General features: G+C 74.0%; 11 protein-coding genes and 1 pseudogene. 6 read left to right on the top strand and 6 right to left on the bottom strand.

The features are described from left to right. Positions 1-31: 31 nt before the first annotated feature. Genes OF819_RS22175 through OF819_RS22160 form a run of 4 tightly spaced genes read left to right on the top strand, consistent with a single transcriptional unit; the run spans position 32 to position 3,682 of the window. Complete coding sequence (locus OF819_RS22175; protein WP_267245367.1) at positions 32-1,327, top strand: MFS transporter; 1,296 nt, start codon at positions 32-34, stop codon at positions 1,325-1,327. Continuing rightward, positions 1,324-2,088, top strand: a complete 765-nt coding sequence (locus OF819_RS22170; protein WP_267245366.1) for a LamB/YcsF family protein — start codon at positions 1,324-1,326, stop codon at positions 2,086-2,088. The genes OF819_RS22175 and OF819_RS22170 overlap by 4 nt, the downstream gene beginning before the upstream one ends. Further along, complete coding sequence (gene pxpB, locus OF819_RS22165) at positions 2,085-2,702, top strand: 5-oxoprolinase subunit PxpB (protein WP_267245365.1); 618 nt, start codon at positions 2,085-2,087, stop codon at positions 2,700-2,702. Before OF819_RS22170 ends, pxpB begins: the two co-directional genes overlap by 4 nt. Next, positions 2,699-3,682, top strand: coding sequence for a biotin-dependent carboxyltransferase family protein (locus OF819_RS22160; protein ID WP_267245364.1), 984 nt, complete (start codon positions 2,699-2,701; stop codon positions 3,680-3,682). The genes pxpB and OF819_RS22160 overlap by 4 nt, the downstream gene beginning before the upstream one ends. Here the strand turns inward: OF819_RS22160 and OF819_RS22155 are convergent. The 6 genes and pseudogenes from OF819_RS22155 to OF819_RS22130 all read right to left on the bottom strand — a co-directional run bounded on the left by OF819_RS22155 (position 3,661) and on the right by OF819_RS22130 (position 14,221). Next, the gene (locus tag OF819_RS22155) at positions 3,661-7,278 is read right to left on the bottom strand and encodes a hydantoinase B/oxoprolinase family protein (RefSeq protein WP_267245363.1); all 3,618 of its coding nucleotides are present in this window, start codon (positions 7,276-7,278) and stop codon (positions 3,661-3,663) included. The genes OF819_RS22160 and OF819_RS22155 overlap by 22 nt on opposite strands. Further along, positions 7,275-8,162, bottom strand: coding sequence for an SGNH/GDSL hydrolase family protein (locus tag OF819_RS22150; RefSeq protein WP_267245388.1), 888 nt, complete (start codon positions 8,160-8,162; stop codon positions 7,275-7,277). Before OF819_RS22150 ends, OF819_RS22155 begins: the two co-directional genes overlap by 4 nt. Before the next feature lie 1,439 nt (positions 8,163-9,601). After that, positions 9,602-10,795, bottom strand: a pseudogene (locus OF819_RS22145) (glycosyltransferase); the annotation flags it as partial. After that, positions 10,792-11,919 carry a glycosyltransferase family 4 protein gene (locus tag OF819_RS22140; RefSeq protein WP_267245362.1) on the bottom strand — a complete coding sequence of 376 codons (1,128 nt, stop codon included), beginning with the start codon at positions 11,917-11,919 and terminating at the stop codon, positions 10,792-10,794. The gene OF819_RS22140 and the pseudogene OF819_RS22145, both read right to left, overlap by 4 nt. A 199-nt stretch (positions 11,920-12,118) precedes the next feature. Beyond that, positions 12,119-13,537, bottom strand: coding sequence for a HEAT repeat domain-containing protein (locus OF819_RS22135; protein WP_267245361.1), 1,419 nt, complete (start codon positions 13,535-13,537; stop codon positions 12,119-12,121). 291 nt (positions 13,538-13,828) lie between these two features. Further along, entirely contained in the window at positions 13,829-14,221 is a 393-nt protein-coding gene (locus tag OF819_RS22130; protein WP_267245360.1) for an ankyrin repeat domain-containing protein, read from the bottom strand. 220 nt (positions 14,222-14,441) lie between these two features. On the opposite strand from OF819_RS22130, the gene OF819_RS22125 reads away from it, so the two are divergent. Together OF819_RS22125 and OF819_RS22120 are read left to right on the top strand one after the other, a co-directional pair. Next, the gene (locus tag OF819_RS22125) at positions 14,442-14,636 is read left to right on the top strand and encodes a hypothetical protein (RefSeq protein ID WP_240138611.1); all 195 of its coding nucleotides are present in this window, start codon (positions 14,442-14,444) and stop codon (positions 14,634-14,636) included. 1 nt (position 14,637) lies between these two features. Then, complete coding sequence (locus OF819_RS22120; RefSeq protein ID WP_416370594.1) at positions 14,638-16,254, top strand: hypothetical protein; 1,617 nt, start codon at positions 14,638-14,640, stop codon at positions 16,252-16,254. Positions 16,255-16,753: the final 499 nt, after the last annotated feature.

Here is a 16,753-nt window from a genome sequence, read left to right as displayed (position 1 = left end):
CAGCACCCTCCCTTTCGACTGCGAGGTGCAGATGAGTACGACCCAGCCCCAGTCCCAGCCCCAAACCCAGACCGGACAAGGCCGACTGCCGGACGACACCGGCGCGTTCGCATGGCTGCGCGCCCTCGGACCGCGAGGGCGGCGCGCCTTCGCGGGAGCGTTCGGCGGCTTCGCCCTCGACTCCTACGACTACTTCACCCTGCCGCTGAGCATGGTGGCGATCTCGGCGTACTTCAGCCTGGACCACGGCCAGACGGGCCTGCTCACCACCGTCACCCTCGTCGTCTCCGCGATCGGCGGCGCGCTCGCCGGCATCCTGGCCGACCGGATCGGCCGGGTGAAGGCCCTGATGGTCACGGTGACCACCTATGCGGTGTTCACCGTCGCATGCGGCTTCGCCCCCAACTACGAGACCCTGCTGGTCTTCCGCGCCCTCCAGGGTCTCGGCTTCGGCGGCGAGTGGGCGGTGGGCGCGATCCTGGTCGCCGAGTACGCCACCGCCAGACACCGCGGCCGGACCCTCGGCGCGGTGCAGAGTTCCTGGGCGGCGGGCTGGGCGCTCGCCGTCATCGTCTACACCGTGGTGTTCCACTTCCTGGACCCGGACACCGCCTGGCGGGTGATGTTCTGGACGGGCGCGCTGCCCGCCCTGCTGATCGTCTACGTCCGGCGGAACGTCAGCGACGCACCCGAGGCGGCAAAGCGCCGCACCTCCAGCAGCGGGCGCGGCTCCTTCTCCGCGATCTTCCGGGGCGATCTGCTGCGCATCACCGTGTTCGCCACCCTGCTCTCCACCGGGGTGCAGGGCGGCTACTACACCCTGGCGACCTGGGTCCCGACCTATCTCAAGACCGAGCGCGGGCTGACCGTCGTCGGCACAGGCGGCTATCTTGCCTTTCTCATCTCAGGCGCGTTCATCGGATATCTCACCGGCGGCTATCTCACCGACCGAATAGGGCGAAAGCGGAACATCACCCTCTTCGCGGCGCTGTCGGCGGCCGGAATCCTGGCGTACACCAGCATCCCGGAGGGGTCGAACGGGCTGCTGCTCGTCCTCGGCTTCCCCCTCGGGTTCTGTATGTCGGCCATCTTCAGCGGGTTCGGCTCGTTCCTCAGCGAGCTCTATCCGACGGCGGTACGCGGCACGGGCCAGGGATTCACCTACAACAGCGGTCGTGCGGTGGGGGCTTTCCTGCCGACGCTCGTGGGATTCCTCTCCGACAGCTGGGGCGTGGGCGGAGCGCTGGTCTTCGGAGCGGCGGGGTACGGACTTGCGGTGGCGGCTCTGTCCGGGCTGCCCGAGACACGTGGCAGGGAGCTTGTGTGACACCGGTCTCCATTGACCTCAACGCCGACCTCGGCGAGGGCTTCGGCCGCTGGCGGCTGACCGATGACGAGCAGCTGCTGTCGGTCGTCACCAGCGCCAATGTCGCCTGCGGCTTCCATGCCGGGGACGCGGCCACCATGCGCAGGGTCTGCGGTGCGGCAGCCGAGCGGGGGGTGCGGATCGGCGCCCAGGTCGCCTACCGCGATCTGGCCGGCTTCGGACGGCGCGCGATGGATGTGCCGCCGGACGAACTGGCCGCAGAGGTCGCCTATCAGATAGGCGCGCTGGAGGTGTTCGCGCGGGCCGCCGGGTCCGCCGTCTCCTATGTCAAACCGCATGGCGCGCTCTACAACCGCGTCGTCCACGACGAGCAGCAGGCCGCAGCCGTCGTCGAAGGGGTCGAGCTGACCGGTCTGCGGCTTCCGCTGCTGTGTCTGCCCGGGTCGACGCTGCACGCTCTGGCGGAGAAGGCCGGACTTCGCGTCGTCGCCGAGGCGTTCGCCGACCGTGCCTATACGGCCGGGGGCACGCTCGTCCCCAGAGGGTCGGACGGCGCGGTCATCCACGACCCCGCGGAGGTCGTGGAGCGTTCCGTCTCCCTGGCCCGCTTCGGCGTCCTCACCTCACACTGCGGTCAGCCGGTCGCGGTCCGGGCACGCTCGCTGTGCCTCCACGGCGACACCCCCGGGGCCGTCGGACTCGCCCGGCGGGTACGGGCACAGCTGGAGGGCGCGGGCGTGCGGGTGGAGGCGTTCGTATGAGGGTGCTGCCCATGGGGGACCGGGCGCTGCTCGTCGAGCTGGCAGACGCCGCGGAGGCGCAGGCCCTCCATGCCGAGCTGCTGCGCCGGCGGGCGGCCGGATCGCTGCCGCCGGTGCGGGAGATCGTGCCCGCGGCGCGGACCGTTCTCCTCGACGGCCTCGACGACCCCGCCGCGCTGGCGCGGCAGCTCCCCCAGTGGGCGGTTCCGCCGCTGTCCGCAGCCGCGCAGGAGGTGATCGAGATTCCCGTCCGTTACGACGGGCCGGATCTGGCCGCGGTCGCGGCCTGCTGGCGGACGTCCGAGGAGGAGGCGATACGCATCCACGCGGCCGCCGAGTACCGGGTCGCGTTCTGCGGATTCGCGCCGGGCTTCGGCTATTTGACCGGGCTGCCCGAGCAGTACGCCGTGCCGCGCCGCCCCACGCCGCGCACCTCCGTCCCGCCGGGCTCGCTGGCCCTCGCCGGACCGTATACGGGGGTGTATCCGCGCTCCTCCCCCGGCGGCTGGCAGCTGATCGGGACGGCGGACACGGTGCTGTGGGACCCGGCGCGGGAGCCCGCCGCACTGCTCACGCCGGGCGCCCGGGTGCGGTTCACGGTGGAGCGCCGATGACCGACCGGGCCCTCGCGGTCGTACGGGCCGGGGCGCTGACCACCGTGCAGGACCTGGGGCGGCCCGGCCATGCGCACCTGGGAGTGCCGCGTTCCGGCGCGCTGGACCCGTCCGCGGCCCGTCTCGTCAACCGGCTCGTCGGCAACGCGGACGGCGCGGCCGTGCTGGAGACCACGCTCAACGGGTGTGCGGTGCGGCCCCGTTGTGCGGTGACGGCAGCCGTGGGCGGCGCGCCCTGCGCCGTGACCGTCGACGGGCGGCCGGCGGCCTGGGGCGCTCCGGTGCGCGTCCCCGCGGGTGCGGTGCTGGAAGCGGGGCCCGCGGTCAGCGGGCTGCGGAGCTATCTGGGTTTCGCCGGGGGGATCGCGGTCGACGCGGTGCTGGGCAGCCGGTCGGCCGATCTGCTGTCCGGGCTCGGGCCGCCGCCGCTGTCCGAGGGCTCGGTGCTGCCGCTGGGCACACCGCGCGGGCCGTCGCCCGCGCAGCCGGATGCGGCCCCCTGGCCGGGCCCGCCGGCCGAGCTGGTGCTGCGCATCCGGCTGGGCCCGCGCGACGACTGGTTCACGCCCGAGGCGCCGGCGGCGCTCGCCTCGGGCGCGTACCGCGTCTCATCGGCGAGCAATCGCATCGGGCTGCGCCTTGAGGGCCCTCCGCTGCGGCGGGCGGTGACAGCAGAGCTGCCCAGTGAGGGCTTGGTGCTGGGGGCGGTGCAGGTGCCTCCGGACGGACGGCCGGTGGTGTTTCTGGCCGACCATCCCACGACCGGCGGCTATCCGGTCGTGGCGGTGGTCGATGAGCGGGACCTCCCGGCGGCGGCCCAGGCGCGGCCCGGCGCCCCGGTGCGGTTTGTGCCGGCGGTCCGCCCGAGTCACAGCTCCGGACGGCGTCACAGCTCCGGCCGACGTCTCGACTCCCGCGGGCGTCTCGACTCCCGCGGGGGTCACGGCTCCCGCGGGGGTCACGGCTCCGGCGGGCCGTAACCTCCGCCGCCCGGGGTGGTGATGACCAGGACGTCCCCTGTGCCGACCTCCGCCGCGTCGACGCCGTGCAGCTCGTCCACGGCGCCGCCGGCGCGCTCCACGCGGTTGTCGCCGAGGGCGCCAGGCGCGCCGCCCGCCATGCCGTACGGCGGGATGCGGCGATGTCCGGTGAGCAGGGCCACCGTCATCGGCTCCAGGAACCGGATGCGGCGGACGACCCCGCAGCCGCCGTGCCAGCGGCCGCGGCCACCGCTGCCTTCCCTGATCGCGAAGGCGTCCACGCGCACCGGGTAGCGCCACTCGAGCACTTCGGGGTCGGTGAGACGGGAGTTGGTCATATGGGTCTGCACGGCGTCCGCGCCGTCGAAGCCGTCGCCCGCGCCCGAGCCGCTGGCGACGGTCTCGTAGTACTGGACGCGGTCATTGCCGAAGGTGACGTTGTTCATGGTGCCGGACCCCTCCGCCTGCACGCCCAGAGCCGCGTACAGGGCGCCGGTCACGGCCTGCGAGGTCTCCACATTCCCGGCGACCGTGGCCGCGGGATAGACGGGCGCGAGCATCGAGCCGTCCGGCACACGCACGTCGAGGGGTTCGAGGCAGCCGCTGTTGAGGGGGATGTCATCGGCGACGAGCGTGCGGAAGACATAGAGCACGGCCGCCATGACGACGGACTTGGGGGCGTTGAAATTGCCCGGCTGCTGCGGGGAGGTGCCGCTGAAGTCCAGCACGGCGCTGCGTGCTTCGCGGTTCACCCGCAGCGCCACCTGGATCACGGCCCCGGCGTCGGTCTCGTAGCGGCAGTGGCCGTCGTGGAGCTGGGCGACGATACGGCGGACGGACTCCTCCGCGTTGTCGCGGACATGGCCCATATAGGCCTGTACGACGTCCAGCCCGAACTGGTCGGTCATCCGGGCCAGTTCGGCGATGCCCTTCTCATTGGCGGCGATCTGGGCGCGCAGATCGGCGATGTTGACGTCGGGGGCCCTGGACGGATGGCGTGCGGAGGTGAGCAGCTCGCGGGTCTCCTTCTCCCGCAGCCGGCCGTCGCGCACCAGAAGCCAGTTGTCGAAGAGAACGCCCTCCTCGTCGATCGTCCGGCTGAAGGCGGGCATGGAGCCGGGGGTGATGCCGCCGATCTCGGCGTGGTGGCCGCGGGAGGCGACCAGGAAACGCAGTTCCCCACCCTCGTATACCGGAGTCACCACCGTCACATCCGGCAGATGGGTGCCGCCGTGATAGGGATCGTTGATGGCATAGACGTCGCCCGGGCGCATCGTGCCCTCGTTGCGGCGCAGCACCTCCTTGATCGACTCGCCCATGGAGCCGAGATGGACGGGGATATGGGGCGCGTTGGCGATCAGGTTGCCCGTGGAGTCGAACAGGGCGCAGGAGAAGTCGAGCCGCTCCTTGATGTTGACGGAGTGGGCGGTGTTCTCCAGACGGACGCCCATCTGCTCGGCGATGGACATGAAGAGATTGTTGAAGACCTCCAGCAGTACGGGGTCGACAGCGGTGCCGACGGCGACGCGGCTCGGCCTGGGCCGCACCCGGGTCAGCAGCAGATGCCCGCCGTCGCCGGCCGCGGCGCTCCAGCCGGGGTCGACGACGGTCGTCGCATCGGCCTCGGCGATGATGGCGGGCCCTTCGACGGTGTCGCCCGGCCGCAGGTCGCCGCGGTGATGGAGCGGGGTGTCCCGGCGCTCTCCGTCCACGAACATCCGCACGACGGCGCGCGGGGTCAGGCGGGCGCCCGCACGCCGGGCCGCGCCGTCGGGGACGGTCTCATCGGCGATGACCGGGCCGACGGGGCCCGCCCGGCCCACCGCCTCCACCGAAACCGCCTCGGCGACGACCGGCTTGTCCATGGTGAAGGCGTAGCGTGCGCGATGGGCCGACTCGAAGGCCTCCCGCATCGCGGAGACGCCGTCCAGCGGGACCGGAAGGCCGGCGTCGGTGCCCGCGTAGCGCAGCAGCACCCGGGCATGGGTGGTGATCGCGTCGTCCGGCACGGCGTCGGCGCGCAGTTCGGCGCGGGTGCGGTCGGCGAGGTCGGCGCACAGCTCGCGCACCCGCCGCCCCGTGGCCTCGGTCAGCTCCGCCTCGACGGACTGCTCCCGCATGGCGGTGGCGTCGGCCAGCCCGATGCCGTACGCGGAGAGCACCCCGGCCAGCGGCGGCACGATCACCGTGTCGACGCCGAGTGCGTCGGCGACGGCGCAGGCGTGCTGTCCGCCCGCGCCGCCGAACGAGGTGAGGGCGTAGCGGGTGATGTCGTGTCCGCGCTGTACGGAGATCTTCTTCACGGCGTTGGCCATGTTGAGGACGGCGATCTCCAGGAAGCCGGCCGCGACCTGCTCGGGGGTGCGGTCGGCTCCGCTCTCCTCACGGACCCGTGCCGCCAGCTCCGTGAAGCGGTCGGCGACGGTGCGGGCGTCCAGCGGCTGGTCGCCGTCCGGGCCGAAGACGGCCGGGAACCAGTCGGGCTGGATGCGGCCGAGCATCACATTGGCGTCGGTGACCGTCAGCGGGCCGCCGCCGCGGTAGCAGGCGGGTCCCGGTTCCGCGCCCGCGGAGTCGGGTCCCACACGGTAGCGGCGGCCGTCGAAGTGGAGGACGGAGCCGCCGCCGGCCGCGACGGTGTGGATGTTCATCATGGGGGCGCGCATCCGCACGCCCGCGACCTGGGTGCCCAGTTCCCGCTCAAACTCGCCCGCGTAGTGGGAGACGTCGGTGGAGGTGCCGCCCATGTCGAAGCCGATGACCCGGCCGTGGCCGGCCTGTTCGGAGGTGCGGGCCATGCCGACGACGCCGCCCGCGGGGCCGGACAGGACGGCGTCCTTGCCGCGGAAGTGGGCGGCTTCGCGCAGTCCGCCGTTGGACTGCATGAACATCAGCCGGATGCCGCGGAGTTCGCTCGCCACCTCTTCCACATAGCGGCGCAGGATCGGCGAGAGATAGGCGTCCACGACGGCAGTGTCGCCGCGTGGCACGAGTTTGATCAGCGGGCTGACCTCATGGGAGCAGCTCACCTGGGTGAAGCCGGCGGCGCGGGCGGCCTCGCCGACGGCCTTCTCATGGGCGGGGTGGCGGTAGCCGTGCATCAGCACGACGGCGGCGCTGCGGAAGCCGTCCTCGTAGGCCGCCCGCAACTGCTCAGCCACGGCGTCGGATTGAAGGGGACGCACCGTCTCGCCGTGCGCGCCGATCCGCTCGGGGACCTCGATGACACGGTCGTACACCGCTTCGGGCAGGACGATGCGGCGGTCGAAGATCCGTGGCCGGTTCTGGTAGGCGATGCGCAGGGCATCGCGGAAGCCTTCGGTGATGACGAGGACGGTCGGCTCGCCGCGCCGCTCCAGCAGGGCGTTGGTGGCGACGGTGGTGCCCATCTTGACGCAGGCGACACGCTGCGCGGGCACCGGTTCGCCGGGGCCGAGGCCGAGCAGCAGCCGGATGCCGGCGACGGCGGCGTCCCGGTAGCGGTCGGGGTTGTGGGACAGCAGTTTGCGGGTGGCGAGCCGTCCGTCGGGCCTGCGGCCCACGATGTCGGTGAAGGTGCCGCCACGGTCGATCCAGAACTCCCAGCGCCCGCTCATTCCCCCATTCTGGCAAGCGGAACGTCCAGCGACACGGCGGCGAGCGCGGCGGACAGGGCGTGTTCGGCGCTGCGGTCCAGGCGTGCGCTGGTGCCGCGCGCCCAGTGGCGCACCTCGGAGCCGGCCAGCCGCAGCAGCTGCGGCAGCAGATCGGTGCAGCGGCGGGCGACCCACCCAGTGCCCGCGGTGGCGAGCCACAGGACCGTGTCCGCGCGGGTGGGGGCGGGCTGGTCCGGCGTCAGGGCGGGGGCGGGGCCGTGGGCCAGGCCGCGCTGGGCGAGCAGCTCATGGAAGGAGGCCGCGATCGTCCGGTGTCCGCGCTCCGAGGGATGCAGGCGGTCGGCGCTCCACATGGCGCGGTCGGCGACCCACACGGCGTCGCAGGCGTGCAGATGGACCGCCCCGTAGCGTGCGGAGACCGCGTGCACGACGGCGTTGACGGCCCGCTGACGTCTCGCCAGGGGGCGGGCGAGCGGCGCGGGGAGCGCCAGCATGCTGCCCGGATCGGGGAGACAGGCGGTGAGGACGACGGCCCCGGCCGCGGTGAGCTGCGCGCAGACGGCGTCGAACCGGCGGGTCAGCGCCGCGATGTCGAAGGTGCGGCGGAGCGTGTCGTTGACTCCGACGAGTACGGAGGCGACGTCGGGGCGGCAGGCGAGGGCCTCGGGGGTCTGACGCTCGGCGACGTCCTTGCTGAGCGCCCCGCTGACGGCGAGGTTGTGGAAGTCGGCGGGCGCGTCGGACTGCCCCAGGCCATCGGCGAGCAGCGCGGCCCAGCCGCGCCAGCCGTCGCCTGCGCGGTCGCCGACGCCTTCGGTGAGCGAGTCGCCGAGCGCGACGAAGCGCAGCGGACGGCGACGCGGTTCCGGCTCGGCGGGGTGCACCGCGCCGACGCCGGCGCGCGGTTGGCCGGCTGCGGCCGGTGCGGCGTTCGGGGACCGTGCGCCCGAGGCGTGGACCACCGGCTCGGTGGGGCGCCCGCCGATCCGGTGGTGCGCCGTGCCGGCACGGGCATGCCGCTGGTCGGCGGCGGCCGAGTCGGCATCGCCGGATGCCCCCGCGGCCGAGATGTGAACCGCGGGCTGGGCGGCAGCCGCCCCCGGTGCGTCGGGCGCCGCCGCGGCGGCATCCCCGGCCGGGGAAGCGGGGACAGCCGGGAGCGGTCTCTCCTCGTGTACGGGCTCCACGGCGCCCCGCCGCCCCGGCCGGGTGGAGGAGGGCGGGGTATGCGGTCTCCCCGGGGTCACGCGGTGGGCCGGGCGTCCGCTGCGGGCAGTCGGCGCGCCGGACGGGCCGGGCGCGGGCGGAGTGCGGCTGTCGCCCCGGGGCGGCAGCGGCGCCCCGGCCATGGAGCCGTCCACCGCATGCGCACGCCGTTGGCGCGGATGGGCGGCGGCTGCGCGGCCGCCGGCTGCCCCAGTGGTCGCGTCCGGCTGACGGCTGACCCGCGGGACGCCGCCGAGGGCCTCTGGCAACGCCTCCGGGCAGGCGGCTGACGACCCGGCCGGTGCGGCCCCTCCGCCGGGCGTGTCGGCGGCTCCCGTGCGTATCGGGCGGTCTGCGCCGTGGAGCGTGCCGCGCGGCTCCAGAGGGCGTCTGCCGTCGTCGGCCCCGGCGGGATTCCCCAGTCCGCGGCCCGGCGCGCGGGTCATGTCGTCACCTCCGGGGGAAGGGTCCCCGCGGGCCGGCGACCGGCGGGCCATGCCCCGGCGGGAGGCGGCCCGGCCGGCGGTGCGCCGAATACGGGCAGGGGCTCTGCGGCATCCGCTTCGGCGTCGCCCTCGGCCCTCGCGGCGCGTGCCTTGGCCGGGTGGTCCTCGGCGAACGCGGCCGGGGCACGCGCCCCGGCGGTACGGGGCTGAGCGGACCGAGTCCGGGCGGCCCCGGCCCCGTCGGCCCGGACCTCGCCGGACGGGGCCCCGGCGTTGCGGGACACAGCGTTACGGGCCACAGCGACGCAGGGCGCATCGCGGCGGACCTCCACAGAACGGGACCCAGCGGACCCGGCCGCGCCTGGGGCGTCCCCGGCGGTACGGGACCCGGCGGACAGGACCCCGTCCGACCGGACCCCGGCATTACGGGCCACAGCGACGCAGGGCGCATCGCGGCGGACCTCCACAGAGCGGGACCCGGCAGACCCGGCCGCAACCGCCTCGGCGGGACGGGCCTCAGCAAACCCGGCCGTGGTCGCAGCGTCCCCGACGGCGCGGGACCCGGCAGACCAAGACCCGTCGGGACCAGCCCCCTCACGACGCGCCTCAACAGCCCCGGCCACAGGCACACCGGCGACACGGGACCCGGCGGGCCGGGTGTCGTCCAGCGCAGGCCCCTCGGGGCGGGTCGGCGGGGCGTCGTGGGCGGTGAGGAACGCGGTCACCGAGCGCTGCCAGTCGAAGAGTTCGGCCCGGGCCCGCGCCGCCGCGCGCCGGGTGTGTTCCGGGCGGGCGAGCAGGTCCTGCACCGCGTCCGCGAAGTCCTCAGGGGTGTCGGCGGCGGCCGCGCCCGCGTCGCCGATGACTTCGGGCAGGGCGGAGGAGGCGCTGGCGACGACGGGTGTTCCGCAGGCGAGCGCCTCCAGTGCGGAGAGGCCGAATGTCTCCGCGGGCCCCGGCGCGAGGCACAGATCCGCCGCGGCCTGCAGGTCGGCGACCTTCTCGCGGTCGGCGACATGGCCGAGGAACTCCACCGGCAGCCGCTCGGCAAGCGCCCGGCGGATCAGCGACAGCTTGAGCGGGCCTTCGCCCGCGACCACGAGCGTGGCCCGCACTCCCCGCTCCCGCAGCTTCGCAAGCGTGTCAAGCGCCATGCCGGGACGCTTCTCCACGGAGAGCCGTGAGCACATCAGCAGCAGCACTCGCGCGCCCGCGGCGTGCTTGGCCCTCAGCACCGTGCTGCGCCGGCCCGGCCGGCAGTGCTCCAGATCGACGCCGAGCGGGGCGCGCACCACATTGCGCGCGCCGATCCGGACGAATTCGCGCTCCGCCCACTCGGTGGTGCACACGATGCGCGTATAGGACCAGGCGCTGCGCCGGTTGAGCCGGTCGGCCGCCCGCTCCGCGGCCTTCCCGGGCAGCCCCCAGGTGCGCAGCACGCCGTCCGCCGTCTCGTGCGAGACCATGACCGCGGGGATGCGGCGGCGGCGCGCCCACTCGCCGGTCCAGCGCAGCGTGGTGCGGTCGGAGACTTCCAGCCGGTCGGGCTCCAGGCTCTCCAGCACCTGCCGCAGCCGCCGCCGGCCGGCGAGCACCCGGTAGCCGCCGGTGCCGGGGATCTCGGGTCCGGGCAAGGTGATGATCCGCCCCTGCGGGGTCTGCCGGTCGCTCTCCAGGTCGCCGGGGACGATCAGCACGGGTTCATGGCCCGCTGCCAGATATCCCGCGCCGAGTTCGCGCAGCGCCGTGCGCAGTCCGCCGGAGGACGGCGTGACGAAGTTGGCCAGCCGTACGATGCGCAGGCCCCGGTTGCCGTGCGTGGCGGACGTGGCGGACGTGCCGTTTATGCCGGGCGTGCCGTTCATGCCGCCACCGCCGCCGTGCGCGCACCCAGCACCTCGGCGTAGTGGTCGATCAGCAGATCGCCGATGACGGCCCAGGTCCTGCCCTCGACGGCGGTCCGCGCCGCCTGTCCGCAGGCGGTCCTCAGGTCGGGGTCGGCGGCGAGCCCGCGCACCGCGTCACGCACCGCGTCCGCGTCGCCCGGGGCGACGAGCAGCCCGGTGCGCCCGTGGCCGACCAGGTCGAGGGGTCCGCCCGCGGCGGGCGCGACGACCGGCACTCCGCTGGCCATGGCCTCCTGCACGGTCTGGCAGAACGTCTCGTACGGCCCGGTGTGGGCGAAGACGTCCAGCGAGGCGAAGACGCGGGCGAGGTCGTCGCCGGTTCTGCGCCCCAGGAAGGCGGCCTTCGGCAGCGCGGTGCGCAGCGATGCCTCGCTCGGCCCGTCGCCGACGACCACGACCCGTACGCCTGGCAGCTCGCAGACGCCGGACAGCAGCTCCACATGCTTCTCTGGGGCGAGCCGTCCGACATAGCCGACGATCAGTTCGCCGCCGGGGGCGAGTTCGCGCCGCAGTTCCCCGTCACGCAGCTCGGGGCGGAAACGGGCCGTGTCGACACCGCGCGGCCACAGCCGCACCCGCTCCACGCCGTGCTGCTCCAGATCGCGCAGCGCGGCGGTCGAGGGGGCGAGCGTGCGGTCCGCGGCGCTGTGCACCGCCCGGATGCGCCGCCAGGCCGCTGACTCGCCCGCGCCCACATACGTACGGGCGTATCCGGCCAGATCCGTCTGGTAGACGGCGACGGCCGGCAGTCCGAGCCGGGCCGCCGCCGCCATGCCGCGCACACCGAGCACAAAGGGGCTGGCGAGGTGGACCAGGTCGGCACGGTGGGCGGCGATGGCCGCCGCGACCCGGCGGCTCGGCAGAGCCACCCGGACCTGCGGATATCCGGGCAGCGGGAGCGAGGGGACGCGTACGACGGGACAGGGCGCGGTCCGGTCGCAGTCGTCCGCCGCGGCCGCGGCCGGCGCTATGACAAGCGGTTCATGGCCGCGTGCGGCGAGATGCCGGGCGGTCTGCAGGGCGCAGTGCGCCACACCATTGACGTCTGGCGGGAAGGATTCAGTGACGATGACGACACGCATATCCGTGTTCTCGTCGCGCCCGGGGTGGCTGCGCCAACGTGGATCTTTCCGCCCGTGAAACGTCCCATGAGCGTTTGTCGCCGCCGCGGGCCCATCTCAAGACGAATGGTCACACAGCGGTCGCCTGAGTCACCAAGGCCCCCATGAGGCGATCCGGACATCCCGGGGGCGGCGTCAGACGGGCATCACAGGGGTGGCGTCAGACGGCCGGCGTGTCCGGTCCGATTCTGCTCCGTACGGCGGTCTGCACCTCGGCCTCCTCGACGGGGTCGGCGGCGAGTCTGCGCAGACGTTCGGCGACGCGCACATCGCCGGTCTCGGCGTGCAGCGCGGCGACTTCCCGTGTCGTCTCCTCGCAGTCCCACAGGCATTCCACGGCGAATCCGGTGGGGAAGGAGGGGTCGGTGGCGGCCAGGGCGCGGGCGGCGCGGCCGCGCAGCTGTGAGGAGGCGGTCTCCCGGTACACATGGCGCAACACGGGAGCGGCGCATTCGATGCCGAGACGGCCCGCGCCGTCGACGAGCGACCACAACCGGGGCGCGTCGGGGCCGTCGGCCCGCACGGTCTCACGGAGCGCGCCGAGGACGAGGCCGGCGTCGCGGGCTTCGCCGCGGCAGGCGAGGACTCCGGCGGCGGACGCGCCGAGGGCGTCGGGGCGGTGCACCCAGCGGCGGGCGCGCTCCACCGCGTCGTCGCCGCACATGCGCTCGAAGGCGGAGACGGCGGCTTCGGCGACCGTGCGGGAGGGGCTGAGCGCGGCTGCCTCGATGAGGTCCAGGACGACGGGGTCGCGGGTTTCGGCGAGATAGTGCAGGGAGGCACAGCGTGCGCCGTCCTGGCCGGAGCGAGCGGCCTCGACGATGGCGGGGCGGTCCTCGGGCCCGGCGACGGCCGTGAGACATCGGGCGGCGGGCACATGGAGGACGCTGCCGCGCTCAAGGCCCTGCTCGGCCCAGTCGAAGACAGCCTGCACGCTCCATCCGGGGCGTGGCCCGGCGGGGCGCAGCTGGCGCTGCCAGCGGTCGAAGGAGCCGGCTTCCTGGGCGGCGCGGACCCGGGCGCCGATGGCGTCGCGCTGGTCCTCGGCCCACAGCCGCCAGGGGCGGGGCTCGAAGGCGTCGCGCATGGCGAGGGCGAGTTCGGCGTCGCCCTCGGGGGTGGCCGGGAAGCGGGCGAGGACGGGTGCGGCGAGCGCGCGCAGCCCGGCGTCGGTGTCGCGCAGGGCCAGTTCGTCCAGGGCCCAGGCCCAGTTCGATCCGGCGGCAGCGTACCGGCGCAGCAGGGCGAGGGCGTCCCCCCTGCCGTACGAGGCGAGGTGGCCGAGCACCGCGAGCGCGAGGCCGGTCCTGGTCTCGTCGGGGTCGAGACAGTCGTCGGCGTCGCACAGATGGCGCTCGATCTCCTCAAGGCTGCCGTGGAGATCCAGATAGAGGCGTGCGTAGTACAGGGAGCGGTTCTCGACCTGCCAGTCGTGGCGGGGGTCGTGCAGCACGCAGTGGTTGAGGGCGGCGAGCGCTTCGGCGCGCGGGGCGGCGAGCGCGTGCAGGGTGCCGTCGCCGCGCCCTCTCTGCAGCAGGCCGAGGAGCGTGCCGCTCGGCGCTATGACTGGATCGAACATGGAAAGAGCCTCACATCAAGCTGTCGACGCGACCGGGGAGTGGGGATGCCATGGGGGCAGTTCCTAGGCCGCGCGGCAACATGCTGGGCCGCCCGTCGTCTTCCGCTTGGTGTAGACCATCTTCCTGCCTCTCGTCGGTGGCCCCAGGGGGACGCCCGGATGAAGTCCGGGGTAGGGCCCGACGTCATGATGACCCACCCATATCGCCACCGCGACCACATTTACGGCAGCCCCCTCGCCGCGGTGACGTGGACTTTCCCGGGAACTGCCGCACGGCGTCCCAACTGCCGTTCAGCGGTTGCCGAACAGTTCCAGAAGGTCTGTCTTCCCAAACATCCGCGCCGTATCCATCGCGGACGGAGCGCCTGCCTCCGGATCGGCGCCCCCGGCCAGCAGGGCGCGGATCACGGCATCCTCGCCCTTGAAGACGGCTCCGGCGAGCGGGGTCTGGCCCCGGTCGTTGGGCCGGTCCGGCTCGGCGCCGCGCTCCAGCAGCACCCGCACGGCGTCGGCGTGCCCGTGGTAGGCGGCGAGCATGACGAGCGTGTCGCCCTTGTCGTTGGCGAGGTTCGCCGGGACTCCCGCGTCGACGTAGGCGGCGAGCGCCTCCGTCTCCCCCCTGCGCGCCAGATCGAAGACCTTGGCCGCGAGCTCGATCACCTCGGGGTCGGGTGTTTCGCTCATCCGGGGGACCACCTTTCAACTGCTTGCTTGCCGTGCATGCCGACTGGAGTGAACCGACAGGGTACTGCCCGCGCGCCGCCTTGACGATCAACGAGCCGATCGTCCGCCAGCCGAGTGAAACCCATGACTTTTCACCCATATGCACCTTTTGTCGCATAGATACCTGCTGTGAGCCTGGAACAACTCATGGTGACTGTCCCCATCAACCAGGAGAACACTCATGATTCTGTCGATCTCCGGTGTCGTGCTGCTCGGCATCATCGTCTTCCTGTTCTTCCGGAAGGACGGGCTCAAGGCGTCCCACGCCCTGGTCTGCGCGCTGTTCGGCTTCTATCTGGCGGGCACCGCGATCGCCCCGAGCATCACGGCGGGCGGCGCGAGCCTGGCCAGCCTGCTGGGCGGAATCCAGTTCTGACGTGGCCCGTCGACCGCTCCCCCGCGCCCTTGGCTCCCGGCTCGGCGGAGCCCGGCCTGTCGGCCCCCGGGTCCTCGGCAGCCGCATCGTCAGCGGCGGCGCCGCGCAGATCGCCCGCAGCCGGGAGATCGCGCGCACCGCCGCGGACGGCGCGGCGGACGTGCTCCATCCGCTGATCACGATCGCCCGCGGGCTGCGCCGGCTGGCCGGGGCGGCACGCCGGCGGTGGGCCGACACCCCCAGGGAACGGCGCGGTCCCGCCCTGTGTCTGGCCGCCGGCGGTCTGCTGCTGCTCGCGCTCATCCCGTACGGACCGCTGCTCGGGCTGATCGCGCTGATGGGCGCGGCCGCGTGGCAGGGCCGGGAGCGCACCCCTGCGCGCAGCGGTCCGGACCCTGCCGAGAGCCGCAGGCTGCAGGCGCTGTACGAGGCGCTGGTGCCGTACTTCTCCGTGGCGGAGGACCCCGCGCCGCTGTTCCGGCACGGCGGGGAGTGGGACACGGCGTTCAGCGAGTGCGCCTTTGACGCGAACGGGCGGCTGACCAGGCTGCGGGTGAACTACCCCGCGTACTTCACGGACGGCGAGCCGCAGGCCCGCGCCCGCATCGAGCAGCTGCTGCACGCCAAATCTGGGCGCGGCCGGGAGTACCTCTTCACCTGGGAGGAGGAGGCCAATGAACTGCTGATGACGGTGCTTCCCGCGCTGCCCGCCACCATCGCCGCGCAGCGGTTCGTCACCGTCCCCGGGGAGACGGTGCTCGGCTTCACCGATCCGGACGCGGTACAGCGCACGGTGCCGGTGAGCGACGCCGGCGGGGCGGCGCAGGACGCGCCCGCGGTCGTCTGGCGCACGGGGGCGCGGTCGGCCGAACCGCATCTGCTGGCCGTCGGCACGCCCGGCAGCGGCACCTCCACGCTGCTGAGGTCCATCGCGCTGCAGGCCCTCCAGCACGGGGACGTGCTGATCATCGAGGGCGGAGGCGGCGGAGAGTACGCGTGTCTGACCGGGCGCAGGGGCGTGCTGGCGGTGGAGTGCGGGCTGTCCGGTGCGCTGGCGGGCCTGGAGTGGGCGGCGCATGAGACGGAGCGCCGGTTGATCGCGGTGAACCGGGCGCGGCAGACGGGGCGTCCCGCGCCCGAGGACGTCCGGCGTCCGCTGTGGATTCTCCTCGACCGGCCGAGCGTCTTCGGCCATCTCGCGGCGGCGGACGGGCACACCGATCCGCAGCAGCTGCTGTCCGTGCCGCTGCGGCACGGCAGGGCGGCGCAGGTGACGGTGGCGGTGGCCGAGCAGTTCGACGGGCTGGAGTCGCTGGCCGAGCCGGTGCGCACATACACGCGGGCGCGGGTGGTCCTCGGGGCGGTCTCCTGCGAGCAGGCGGCATCCGTGCTCGGCGTCCAGCCGCACACGACGCCGGTGCCGGCGGTCCCGCCCGGCCGCGGGTACGCCCGGCTGGGTGCGGGGCCGGTGGTCCGCCTCCAGGTGCCCGCGACGCCGGATCCGTACGACGACGCCGCGGCCGAATCGCACCGGCGGGCAGTGCGGGGGCTGCTGCCGGAGCGGCAGGACGAGGGGACGCCGGAGCCGGTGCGGGCGACGGCCCGCGCAGACGGCTGACCGGGGGCCCGCGCCCGGACCCCCGCGCCTCGTACTTCCCCCGGCTACCTCCCCCAGTACCGCTGCGAGGTGCCCTGGGCCGGGCGGGGCTGTTTTCGTACGGCGGCTTCGCGAAGCGGAGACCCATTCCCGGGCCGCGCTGGGAGCGGTAACGCGCGGGCACGCGCGGCGAACGCTGGCGGCCAGTGCCGCGACCGGCAAGCTTTGCCTCCGAGGACCGTCGTCCGATGCCGGGCGCCCCCGCGCCCGAAGGACTGCGAGGGAGACCGCCAGGCGGCCGGAAGCCCCCGCAGCGGAGCTGCTCGGGCTTTTGGCCAGCGCAGTGTGAGAGCGCCTCCCGGGCCCGCAGGGTCAGAGGGAGTGCGTGCAGGGCGGCGCGACGAAGCAAAGCCTGCTGGGAGGGACGCTCGAGAGCGTCGTCGAAGTGGCGTCGTCCGCCCGGAGGGCGGGCCGGGCGGCGTCTGGCGCCGAGGGCGCCCCGCGCCCCAAGGGCTGCGGA

Source organism: Streptomyces sp. PR69, assembly GCF_026420845.1.
In the GTDB taxonomy this organism is placed as follows: Bacteria; Actinomycetota; Actinomycetes; order Streptomycetales; family Streptomycetaceae; genus Streptomyces.
This window is presented reverse-complemented; position numbering and strand designations above follow the sequence as displayed.

What these genes read in the sequence shown, in the direction of transcription:
- OF819_RS22175 (WP_267245367.1), top strand. Translation starts at nt 32, where the DNA reads ATGAGTACGACCCAGCCCCAGTCCCAGCCCCAAACCCAGACCGGACAA.
- OF819_RS22155 (WP_267245363.1), bottom strand. Translation starts at nt 7,278, where the DNA reads ATGAGCGGGCGCTGGGAGTTCTGGATCGACCGTGGCGGCACCTTCACC.
- OF819_RS22160 (WP_267245364.1), top strand. Translation starts at nt 2,699, where the DNA reads ATGACCGACCGGGCCCTCGCGGTCGTACGGGCCGGGGCGCTGACCACC.
- pxpB (WP_267245365.1), top strand. Translation starts at nt 2,085, where the DNA reads ATGAGGGTGCTGCCCATGGGGGACCGGGCGCTGCTCGTCGAGCTGGCA.
- OF819_RS22130 (WP_267245360.1), bottom strand. Translation starts at nt 14,221, where the DNA reads ATGAGCGAAACACCCGACCCCGAGGTGATCGAGCTCGCGGCCAAGGTC.
- OF819_RS22135 (WP_267245361.1), bottom strand. Translation starts at nt 13,537, where the DNA reads ATGTTCGATCCAGTCATAGCGCCGAGCGGCACGCTCCTCGGCCTGCTG.
- OF819_RS22140 (WP_267245362.1), bottom strand. Translation starts at nt 11,919, where the DNA reads ATGCGTGTCGTCATCGTCACTGAATCCTTCCCGCCAGACGTCAATGGT.
- OF819_RS22125 (WP_240138611.1), top strand. Translation starts at nt 14,442, where the DNA reads ATGATTCTGTCGATCTCCGGTGTCGTGCTGCTCGGCATCATCGTCTTC.